General features: G+C 42.8%; 9 protein-coding genes and 1 riboswitch. Of the genes, 2 read left to right on the top strand and 7 right to left on the bottom strand.

Features of this window, described 5'->3' with window-relative positions:
- Nucleotides 1-279: 279 nt before the first annotated feature.
- The 5 genes from WD019_RS10235 to thiC form a co-directional block, all read right to left on the bottom strand.
- Nucleotides 280-1,800 carry a LysM peptidoglycan-binding domain-containing protein gene (locus WD019_RS10235; RefSeq protein WP_425711413.1) on the bottom strand — a complete coding sequence of 507 codons (1,521 nt, stop codon included), beginning with the start codon at nucleotides 1,798-1,800 and terminating at the stop codon, nucleotides 280-282.
- Between the two features lie 67 nt (nucleotides 1,801-1,867).
- Nucleotides 1,868-2,857 carry an LCP family protein gene (locus tag WD019_RS10230; protein ID WP_425711412.1) on the bottom strand — a complete coding sequence of 330 codons (990 nt, stop codon included), beginning with the start codon at nucleotides 2,855-2,857 and terminating at the stop codon, nucleotides 1,868-1,870.
- Between the two features lie 143 nt (nucleotides 2,858-3,000).
- The gene (locus WD019_RS10225) at nucleotides 3,001-4,359 is read right to left on the bottom strand and encodes a glycosyltransferase family 2 protein (protein WP_425711411.1); all 1,359 of its coding nucleotides are present in this window, start codon (nucleotides 4,357-4,359) and stop codon (nucleotides 3,001-3,003) included.
- Nucleotides 4,360-4,696: 337 nt separating this feature from the next.
- Nucleotides 4,697-4,867 carry a hypothetical protein gene (locus WD019_RS10220; protein ID WP_425711410.1) on the bottom strand — a complete coding sequence of 57 codons (171 nt, stop codon included), beginning with the start codon at nucleotides 4,865-4,867 and terminating at the stop codon, nucleotides 4,697-4,699.
- Nucleotides 4,868-4,918: 51 nt separating this feature from the next.
- Complete coding sequence (thiC, locus tag WD019_RS10215; RefSeq protein WP_425711421.1) at nucleotides 4,919-6,658, bottom strand: phosphomethylpyrimidine synthase ThiC; 1,740 nt, start codon at nucleotides 6,656-6,658, stop codon at nucleotides 4,919-4,921.
- A gap of 235 nt (nucleotides 6,659-6,893) precedes the next feature.
- Nucleotides 6,894-7,008: riboswitch (TPP riboswitch) on the bottom strand.
- Between the two features lie 193 nt (nucleotides 7,009-7,201).
- Between thiC and WD019_RS10210 the strand changes: the two genes are divergently transcribed.
- Nucleotides 7,202-8,434, top strand: a complete 1,233-nt coding sequence (locus tag WD019_RS10210; RefSeq protein ID WP_026678810.1) for an aminopeptidase — start codon at nucleotides 7,202-7,204, stop codon at nucleotides 8,432-8,434.
- A 94-nt stretch (nucleotides 8,435-8,528) separates the two neighbouring features.
- Here the strand turns inward: WD019_RS10210 and WD019_RS10205 are convergent, their stop codons facing one another.
- Nucleotides 8,529-8,822 (bottom strand): hypothetical protein, encoded by a 294-nt coding sequence (locus WD019_RS10205; protein WP_425711409.1) that lies wholly within the window; start codon nucleotides 8,820-8,822, stop codon nucleotides 8,529-8,531.
- A 126-nt stretch (nucleotides 8,823-8,948) separates the two neighbouring features.
- On the opposite strand from WD019_RS10205, the gene WD019_RS10200 reads away from it, so the two are divergent.
- Entirely contained in the window at nucleotides 8,949-9,323 is a 375-nt protein-coding gene (locus tag WD019_RS10200; protein ID WP_081412716.1) for a Uma2 family endonuclease, read from the top strand.
- A gap of 39 nt (nucleotides 9,324-9,362) precedes the next feature.
- On the opposite strand, the gene pta is transcribed toward WD019_RS10200, so the two are convergent.
- On the bottom strand, nucleotides 9,363-10,334 hold the full coding sequence (gene pta, locus WD019_RS10195) for a phosphate acetyltransferase (RefSeq protein ID WP_026678812.1): 972 nt from the start codon (nucleotides 10,332-10,334) through the stop codon (nucleotides 9,363-9,365).
- Nucleotides 10,335-10,674: the final 340 nt, after the last annotated feature.

Below are 10,674 nucleotides of genomic sequence, written 5' to 3'. Positions count from 1 at the left end.
AACTGTTTATTGTCCAAATGCCATGAAATAGCACCACACTAGAGAAGTTTGATCCTGTTTTTTGCTTCTGTTTTTTTATTTTTTTACAGGCGAAAATGGATTCTTGAAAATAAGAGCTTTCTTAGCTGGAAGGGCACTAGTAGATGCCGACTCTTTTTTTTCACAACTTCTAATGTTTCTTTCTTCGCCGTTCTCTTCCCTTTTTCTCTCGGTGATAGCACCTAAAGCAAGGCACTGCGGGTATCCTGCAGTGCCTTTTGTTTTCCGTAAAACACGATCTTATCGAAAGGAACGAAGCGCCTTCCAAATATCAGGACTTTCAAACCCAATTCGCCAGACGGCGATGCCACGCAGATGGTATTCATTCACGAGGTCACGGCGAAGCGCCATTGATTGTCGATCTTCCGTCCATAGTTGATGTGTTTCTCCTTTAGCCGTATATTTCACATAGTATTGGGACGTTTTTTCATCCCAAATCTTTCGAAGTTTCTTTTCTTTGATCCATTTTTCAGCTTCCGGCATCGCCCGATCATAGCTTTTCACCTTATGGGTGGCCCGATCCGTCACCCATTCTCTCGTATAAAACGGAACGCCAAGGATAATTTTCTGGGACGGAACCTCTTTCATTAACTGCTCGATTCCATCGCGGACCCAGGGAAGTGATGCGACAGACCCTGCTTTGCTTCCTCCTCCCCAATGTTCATCATATCCCATCATAATAACAAAATCCGCAATTTTGCCAAGTTCACGCCGGTCAAAGCTGCCCGACCAATTAGGATCTTTGCTTTCTCTGCTTACATCTACTGAAACAATGATGTCAAAAGGATCAAGTGCCTTTTTAAGTTCCTTTATGAACAGGACGTAATCGTGCTTGTTTTTAATGTTCATGTTTTCAAAATCAACGTTAATTCCGTCGCTATTTGTTTTCACCAACGAATCCCGCAGTGCTTTTACGAGCTTTTGGCGTTTTTTTGGATCCGCAAGTATGCGGCCAGTCAACACAGGATCAAACTTGTTGCCGATCAACGGCCAGACTTGTTGGCCCTGGGCATGGCTTTCCAGGACAAAACGCGGATCGCCCGAGTCTGTAACAAAATTTCCTGTAGAGCTTAACGTGAACCAACGGGGGGATACGACGTTTGCGTTTGTCTTTTTGTTTTGTTGAATGTAAGACTTCGTCGTCCCCCTATCGTTCCAGCCCATCATGACCCGCTTTATGTTCCTGGATTGGAGGAGAGATTTTTTAATCCATCCTTTTTTGCCTCCAAGCCATTGAATTTGGACGTAATAATCAGGGATTTTCAACCTTTGTCCTGTATGGAGCTTTGTGGAGTGCAAATGGTTGAATTTCATTAACTCATTGGCAGATACCTTTAATCTTGAAGCAATTTCCCCAATGGTATCCCCTCTCTTTACTTTATAATTTAACGTTTTCCCTGGAATCTTTAAGGTTTGTCCGACGTTTAAGTTTTTTGTTGTTAATTGGTTCTCCTTTTGCAGCTCGCTTACGGAAATGCCGTACCGGTTAGAGATGATCCATAGCGTCTCACCTTTTTTCACCTTATGGATAATGGGATCCATAGCATCTCCGGCTGAGGATGACATGATTGGAAATTCTTCTCCCCTTTTTAAAACGGTTAAAATGGGGGAATTTGCCGCCGGCAACGAATACACATTTGCTTTGTCCGCCTTTACTAAGCCAACAGAAAGGGGCGGATTGGCAGGTGATTTGGCAAAGTCCGGTACTAAGGTCAATCCAAGTAAGCACACAAAAGGGAAAATGACCACGAATTTCTTCATTTTTCTCTCCCGACGTAATGGATCCTTATCCAAAAGCTTATTTTCGCAACTTATTTCAAATATCGCCCTATAGTCCAAGATTTTTTTGGAGCTGCCTGCTAATCTTCTCTACTTCTTCCTCTTTTGGCTCAAAATAATAAACGTTTCCGATATTCTTGTTCGTGTCTGGACTATGGGTAAAAACATAACGGTCTATTTTTTTCCCTTGGATGGACTCGTAGTAGCTTCTCAGTTTTAAAAGCTCCTTCATCGAAATGTTTGTAGTGACATTGTCGCCTACTGTTTCAAGCAGATTATCTGCCTTTGTGACGCTCTTAATCGACAATGCCTTGTCTGCAACGGCTTGAAGAACTTCTTGCTGTCGCTTCTGGCGCCCAAAATCCCCCTGCGGATCTTTTTTTCGCATTTGCGCAAAGGTTAACGCTTCACGGCCATCTAAATGCATTTCGCCTTTATGGTAAGAGACCACGCCTCCGCCGATCGCATTCATCGCATGTTGCTTAAAAGAAAAAGGCACATTGACGGTGACCCCGCCAAGGTCGTCAACCACTTCTTTAAAAGCTTTAAAGTTAACAGTGACATAGTAATCCACAGGAACATGGAGAAAATGTTCAACGGACTCTATGCTTGCATTTACAGCTTCGCCTTTACCTTTTTCACTGCCGAACGCATAAGCGTGAGTCATCTTATCTTCTCGTTTCTCGATAGGGATATAGGCCCTTGTATCCCTCGGGATGCTCAGGATGGAAGTTTGTTTAGTTTTTGGATTGAGCGTCACCAACATCATTGAATCAGAATGAGGCGGCTCACTCCCACCGTACTTTTCCACACCGAGCAACAAAATCGTTACTGGATCCTTTCCAATCGTAACTTTCTTCTTTCGCAAATCCGATTTTTCCCGCGGCAGCACATTGCTCGCATCAGCTGTTGTTTTCAGCTTATAAGCCAAATACCCTCCATAACCGCACACGGAGAAGAGTAGCAATAAACAAGCTGCAAGTATGCTACGCAAAAGCCGCTTGAAAGGGCTTTTTGGCGATCTTTGGTGTGTAGCCATTCACGTTCCTCCATTCATTCGTCAAAATTCGTAGCTAAATAGAAAACCCGAGCTTCCCTGGCGAGGAAAATCGGGTTATTCATATCTCGATTAAGGGTAGCATATGAGTCTTACCAGGTTATTTCCCACTTGATCTATAAATCTTATGCTGCAGACTGGGAATCCGTTTGATAATTCCGTCCTGTGCGGGAAACCTTATTCCAACTCTTGTTATCAAAGAAATAAGCGATACTTCCATATAGCACACAAAAAATAATGACAAATCGGTAAACAAAAATATCAAAGAGGATGGTTACTAGCAACCGGTAGAAATCATTATCCTGGTACGCAAATCCATAGTATTCACCCATTCCAATTGCCACCATGTCATAGGCAAGCCCCAATACGAAAATAAAAAGCAAGTAAAGGAGGAAATAGTGGACAAAGGAAGAATAGTTAATGATGCCATCTACTACAAATACTCCAGTCATAGGATATACGGCGAGAGTACCCGCAAGGAATGACTCAAATATATAGAAAAAAGAAACCGACCTGGCAAATAAGTTTTTCCAAAAAAACGAACGATAATGAATGAGGCAATCAATAAACGCTTTTTGCCAGCGTATGCGTTGCTTGAATAAATCTTTCCATGTTTCAGGCAATTCCGTATAACTGACAGCTTCCGGTATGAATACAATCTTTTGGTTTTTATGTTTGGATAAATATCTATGAATCTGCAACGTTATGTCAATGTCTTCCCCTAATGTTATTCGATAGCCACCCACGTCTAAAAGCGTCTGTTTCCTAAAAATGCCGAACGCCCCCGAGATAATAGCAAGAGAACGAAAGCGTGCCAGCGAAACTTTAAGAATATAGAAAGCTCTCAAGAAATCTAGCGATTGGGCTCGGATTAACATGTTTGCTTTAAGTAAAGATAAGCCAGTTAAAGGGGAAGAAGCTTTCGTTTGCAACACATGCACCATGCCACCCGCTGCAACGACCTCTTGATCCTCAAATGTTCCATTAACAGCTGATAAAGCCCCGTCCGCCAAAATCGTATCTGCATCGAGCGTTACAACCAGATCATGGCTGGCGAATTCAATGCCGGCATTTAACGAATCTGCCTTTCCACCATTTACTTTATCTAAAACATAGATATGAGGATAAAGCTCAGATTGATAGACCGTTTTTACCTTTTTATGAGTCAGCTTTCCGAGCGGAGCTTTTGAGCTCGGGGTTAACTTTAACAGTTTGTTAAAAAGGGACAGTGTATGATCCGTTGAACCATCGTTAATATAAATAATCTCCGACTCCGAATAAGATAATGATTTCATGTTTTCAATCGATGTTTGGATCATTCCTTGCTCATTGTAACAGGGAATTAAAATGCTGATCCCCTTCTCTTGTTCAACATTGTGCTTCACCTTTTTGTCACGCTTGCGGAACCAGGGCAAACAATGGATGGAATGAATCACGGGAAAAGCGATCGATAAACAAAACAAAACGAGCATAAAATCTTCCAATACAAAACTCCTTTCTCGCTATAACACCTTCTATTTGTAACAATTTCCCCATCTGGCATATGTACAGGCGGATTGCTTCAAAAATAAAAAAAGCCTTTCTTTTAGGCTAAAACTAAAAGAAAGGACATCAATCATTGTCCAAAACCGAGTATATCAATCGTTTTTTACACATACATTACGTTCGGTTAACATATTATTTTTTAAGTGTTACGCCGTTATTTCAAATTAAAAATTTTATTATAAAAATGGAATGACCGGAAATTTTATGCATACTGCTGCTTTGCCTATAAAATGATTAGAAGACGCTGCGATTAGTTTTCGCAGCGCCTTTACGATTTTAATAGTGCGTTCCTTCGATATAGCAGCATCTTGTGCAAGTCCGCATAAACGGCTCTTCGATAAACTGATGCTCGCAGCTTTCCTGCAGCTGTTTCAACTCATTTTTCATCTGTTCGAGCTTTACATGAAGGTCCTTGATTTCCTTCACGATTACTTCAGCGCGATTCATCGAGCATCCCAGCCCTTCTTTCTATTCTTTCGCCAGAGTGTGGCTCCTCGTTTATGAATAAATTTGCCCGCCTTTTTCTTTAAATTCCTTTGCCTTCTCCTTTAAGCCTTCTTCGATTGCACCTTGCCCATCAAGCCCTTTTTCCTTCGCATATTCGCGAATGTCCTGCGAAATTCTCATGCTGCAAAATTTCGGGCCGCACATTGAGCAAAAATGCGCCGTCTTCGCCCCTTCGGCCGGCAATGTTTCATCATGGTATTCAAGCGCCCGCTCCGGATCAAGAGATAGGTTAAACTGGTCGCGCCAGCGGAATTCAAAGCGTGCTTTCGACAGGGCATCATCCCGCCTCTGCGCCCCCGGATGGCCTTTTGCAAGATCTGCCGCATGGGCTGCAATTTTATAGGCAATAACCCCTTCTCTTACGTCGTTTTTATTTGGCAAACCGAGATGTTCTTTCGGCGTGACATAACAGAGCATCGCCGTTCCAAACCAGCCGATCATCGCCGCGCCGATTGCAGAAGTGATATGGTCATATCCCGGGGCAATGTCGGTTGTAAGCGGACCAAGGGTATAAAACGGGGCCTCCTGGCAAATTTCCATTTGTTTATCAACGTTTTCTTTAATGAGATGCATCGGGACATGGCCCGGGCCTTCAATCATCACTTGAACATCATGACCCCAGGCGATTTTCGTCAACTCGCCAAGCGTCTCTAGTTCAGCGAATTGCGCTTCATCATTCGCATCGGCAATCGATCCCGGACGCAATCCATCCCCTAACGAGAAAGAAACGTCATACGTTTTCATAATTTCGCAAATTTCTTCAAAATGGGTGTAAAGGAAATTCTCCTTATGATGCGCCAGGCACCATTGCGCCATAATTGAGCCACCACGTGAGACGATACCCGTTACGCGCTTTGCCGTCAGCGGAATATAGCGCAAGAGAACACCTGCGTGAATGGTGAAATAATCGACACCCTGTTCAGCCTGCTCAATTAGCGTATCGCGGTATATTTCCCAGGTAAGGTCTTCGGCAATGCCATTCACTTTTTCAAGCGCCTGGTAAATTGGCACGGTTCCAACCGGGACAGGCGAGTTGCGGATGATCCATTCCCTCGTTGTATGAATGTTTTTCCCTGTTGATAAATCCATCATCGTATCGGCGCCCCAGCGAGTCGCCCATGTCATTTTTTCCACTTCTTCTTCAATAGAAGAGGTGACGGCCGAATTTCCAATGTTTGCGTTGATTTTCACATGGAAGTTTCGCCCAATAATCATTGGCTCGCTTTCAGGGTGGTTAATGTTCGCCGGAATGATGGCACGCCCTTTTGCGACTTCATCACGGACGAATTCCGGAGAGACATTTTCCCGGATCGCAATAAACTCCATTTCCGGGGTGATGATTCCCTTCCGCGCATAATGCATTTGCGTCACATTTTGCCCTTTTTTCGCCCTGAGCGGTTTTCGGACAAGACCAGGGTAAGCTTCTGCTTGCGCTTTGCTTCCTGCTTTATAACCGTTATCTTCCGGTTTCACTTCACGGCCTTCATACTCTTCTACATCGTTTCGTTCCAGCACCCAGTTTCGCCGGATGGCCGGAAGCCCTTTTGTAATATCAACCGTATAGGTTTCATCGGTGTATGGCCCGCTCGTGTCATACACTCTAACCGGAGGATTTTCACTCTCGCCAAACGTTCCGGTTGTAGGACTTAAAGAAATTTCCCGCATCGGCACTTGAATATCCGGCCTCGAGCCTTGAACGTATACTTTCTTGCTTCCGGAAAAATTAGACATGATGGAAATGTTTTTCTCGCTAATGGATGGTTGACTCAACTTGCATCTCTCCTTTTTCTTTTTTGAATGAAAAGGACGAGATCCGGAAAAAACCCGCATGTTCAGAAAAATAAGCCGATCAAAACAGCCTTAAGGCGAAGGCAACTTCACTTGTTTGTAAACAATAAAAAAGCCGGATCCCATTGATTTAGGACCCGGCCTGAAAATGGAAGAAAGCCTGCACTTTCCCCATTGATCGTTGCCATTCTAACTTCCCCACGCTGGTATGAACCAGATCAGGTCCAGAGGGTTTAAAGGCTTAATCGCGCCTTATTCTCAGCCCGGACTACCGGACACCCCTAGTTGAAACTTTTTTGTTGTTATTAAAAGCACAACCACATGATAACCGATTGCCCATAGGTTGGCAATAGTTCTTTTTGACTAGAGGAAGGCTTTTTAGAAGGATATTTCATTTGCAACTTAGAATTTATAATCATAGTCATTTTAATATTTTACCTATTTTTGTTAAAATGATAGCGAATTCTTTTAAAAAGGAGAATGTGGATGTCGACATTTCAGGAGAATTTAGAAAAGTACGCTGAACTTGCCGTAAAAGTGGGGGTCAATATTCAACCCGGACAGGAGGTTGTCATTTCTTCCAACTTGCATTCGGCAGATTTAACGAGGCTTATTGCTAGAAAAGCGTATGAAGCCGGGGCAAAAAACGTTCATGTTGATTGGATGGATGACGAGCTGTCTCGCTTAAAATATGAAAAAGCCGCTGATGAAGTATTTAAAGAGTACCCTGAGTGGAAAGCACAGGAAAAGATTCAACTCGCCGAAAGAGGGGCCGCCTTCATTTCCATTACGTCCAATAACCCGGATCTTTTAAAAGGGATTGATCCTGAGCGGATTTCCAATTCGCAAAAGGCAGCCGGACAAGCGTTAAATACGTTCAGGCAATACATACAGTCAGATAAAGTGAGCTGGACGGTGATTGCAGCGGCGTCCGAAGCGTGGGCTGACAAAGTATTCCCTGATGAACCTCGCGAAGAACGTGTGGATAAATTATGGGATGCGATCTTTAAAGCAACAAGGATTGACTCAGACCATCCGGTTCAGGCGTGGAAAGAGCATGACCAAAACTTGCATACAAAAGTCGATTATTTGAATGAAAAAAAATATAAGGCGCTTCATTATAAAGCTCCAGGCACGGATTTGACGATAGAACTGCCGAAAAACCATATATGGGTGGGGGCAGGAAGCGTGAATGAACAAGGGATTGAATTTATGGCGAATATGCCGACCGAAGAAGTGTTCACCGCTCCGCAAAAAGACGGAGTCAATGGCTATGTGACAAGTACAAAGCCGCTCAGCTACGCCGGGAACTTAATTGATAAATTTAAGATGACATTTGAAAATGGACGAATTGTCGATGTGACAGCCGAACAGGGTGAGGACATATTAAAACGCCTTGTCGAAACAGACGAAGGCTCCCATTACTTAGGGGAAATTGCTTTAGTTCCGCACCAATCCCCGATCTCACAGTCTAACATTTTGTTCTACAATACGTTATTTGACGAAAATGCCTCTAACCATCTGGCGATTGGCAGCGCATACTCCTTTTGCATTGAAGGCGGCAAGAAAATGTCGGAAGAAGAGCTTCAAAAAAATGGCTTAAACGTCAGCATCACGCACGTCGACTTCATGATCGGCTCAGCCGAAATGGACATCGACGGCATTTTGGAAGACGGCACAAGAGAGCCTGTATTCCGCAATGGGAATTGGGCGTTTTAATTCTTTCAATTTACGACAGACTGCCGGGAAAATCCCGGCAGTCTTCATTTTTTGCGGCAATATAGCGTAGCTGAATAACCCACAACTCCCACCTTTATGGCATTGATTTTACTGCAAAATCAATAATTAAAGATATAATTACCAAAAGTATTGTGATTGAGGTGGATATAAGCTGAACCCTTTTTAAAACGATGTAAATTCCTTTTTTATTCTTTAAAGAAGTATAAAGCACGCAAATTAAAATACCGAAAATAATGGAGATACCCCAAATTAGTAGTCCAAAAGTTGAGTATAGCCCTTCCCAATTAATTATCCAAAAATAAAGAATAGTAAATTGAACGACTACTAACAATATGGTTGATATAAACAAAAGACTTGTTTTTCGCATGATAAATTCTCCTGACTTTTTTTAAAAGTTTATTTAAATCCCGGAGCATCAACGAGTGGCACGGGAACTAACGCTTGAATTCGGAATGTATTTGCGGGGTAAAGATTGTGACTTTTTACTTCGCCTATCGACATTTGTTTATTTGTTGACAAAGAAACCCCTTATTGCGACATAAAAAATTGGGTACAACCCGATTTAATTGTCGTTTGTAATGAAACCCAAATTGAAAGCAAGCGCATAATTGGGGCACCTGATCTCGTCATTGAAATCCTTTCTCCGGCTACAGCGAGGAATAACCGTGTTTTAAAGTACAATAAGTATGAGCAGGCAGGAGTTAAGGAATATTGGATTGTCGATCCTTACAATCAGACGATTGAAGTCAATTTGCTTGAAAAGCGAACTGGCCACTATTTCAGAGAAGACAAAATTCGGGCTAACCTCTTTAGCGACCTTGAAATCGATTTGAAGAATGTGTTTTCCCTTGAGGACGAAGAAGAATAGAAAATCCGCTAAGAAAGGAAGGTTCTTAGCGGATTTTTTTTATAATGCCTGCATCGCCGTAATTAAAGCAAGCTTGTACACATCTTCTGCATTGCAGCCGCGGGAAAGGTCGTTAACCGGCTTGTTGAGCCCTTGAAGGATCGGTCCGATTGCTTCAAACCCGCCAAGTCGTTGTACCATTTTGTAGCCGATGTTCCCTGCCTCAAGACCCGGGAAAATAAAGACATTTGCCCGTCCTTCAAGTGCTGATCCGGGCGCTTTTTTCTTAGCTACTTCCGGCACAAATGCAGCGTCAAATTGCAATTCGCCATCAAACGGAAAATCTGGCTGTTTTTCTTTTAACAGTTTCGTCGCTTCAACCACTTTCTCCGTTTCTTCCGATTGAGCTGATCCTTTTGTCGAAAAGCTCAACAGCGCTACTTTCGGGTCAATTCCGAACACGCGGGCCGTATGCGCGCTCGTAATGGCCGACTCTGCAAGGTCGGAGCTGGATGGGGCAATGTTAATCGCACAATCGGCGAAAACGTATTTTTCCTCCCCGCGAACCATAATAAACGCGCCTGACGTTTTTTGAATGCCTTCTTTCGTCTTGATGATTTGCAGAGCGGGACGAACGGTATCAGCTGTCGAATGAGCCGCTCCGCTAACGAGACCGTGCGCTTTTTCTGTATAGACGAGCATCGTTCCGAAATAGTTTTCATCAAGCAAAAGCTCCCGTGCCTGCTCTTCCGTCGCCTTTCCTTTCCGCCGCTCGACAAAAGCAGCGACAAGCTCATCAAACCCGTCGTACTCTTTCGGATCAATGATTTGTGTTTCTCCTAATGAAAGCCCGAGCGCTTTTGCCTTTCCTTGAACTTCATTGACGTTGCCTAACAAAATCGGCTGAAGCACCTTTTCTTCTGCAAGGCGGCTTGCCGCTTCTAAAATCCTCTCATCTGTACCTTCAGGAAAAACGATGGAAGGATACGCCTTCTCTACCTTTTCTTTTAACTCTAAAAATAAATCACCCAAAAAGAAAACCTCCCATAATGCTTTTATACCATGCTTAGTTTACTACGTTTCCTTACCAGTATAAACGTAAAAATACGAAAATTACTCGTTATTTGTGGTGTAAACTAAAACTATACTTTGCTTAGATACAGATTCAAACAATGATATAAATGTTAAAAATCAATTTAATCCCCAATTTTGAAAATTACCTTTTTCACAAAATTACCCAAAATTAAATTTACAATCTTTGGTCCATATAGCATAATTAACTAGATATAATAAAAAAATGAGGAAAAACGATCACGAATCGTTACATGATTTAAAATGAGTTCGTTCTCGGACAATAAGTGCTCTTATTTAG

Source organism: Fictibacillus sp. Mic-4 (assembly GCF_049843615.1).
Taxonomy (GTDB): domain Bacteria; phylum Bacillota; class Bacilli; order Bacillales; family Fictibacillaceae; genus Fictibacillus_A; species Fictibacillus_A gelatini.
Note: the sequence above shows the minus strand (reverse complement) of the source record. Positions and strands in the feature narration are given on the sequence as shown.

Excerpts from the sequence above, each read along its gene's own strand:
- WD019_RS10235 (WP_425711413.1), bottom strand. The coding sequence starts at position 1,800 with ATGAAGAAATTCGTGGTCATTTTCCCTTTTGTGTGCTTACTTGGATTG.
- WD019_RS10230 (WP_425711412.1), bottom strand. The coding sequence starts at position 2,857 with ATGGCTACACACCAAAGATCGCCAAAAAGCCCTTTCAAGCGGCTTTTG.
- WD019_RS10220 (WP_425711410.1), bottom strand. The coding sequence starts at position 4,867 with ATGAATCGCGCTGAAGTAATCGTGAAGGAAATCAAGGACCTTCATGTA.
- thiC (WP_425711421.1), bottom strand. The coding sequence starts at position 6,658 with ATGTCTAATTTTTCCGGAAGCAAGAAAGTATACGTTCAAGGCTCGAGG.
- WD019_RS10210 (WP_026678810.1), top strand. The coding sequence starts at position 7,202 with ATGTCGACATTTCAGGAGAATTTAGAAAAGTACGCTGAACTTGCCGTA.
- WD019_RS10205 (WP_425711409.1), bottom strand. The coding sequence starts at position 8,822 with ATGCGAAAAACAAGTCTTTTGTTTATATCAACCATATTGTTAGTAGTC.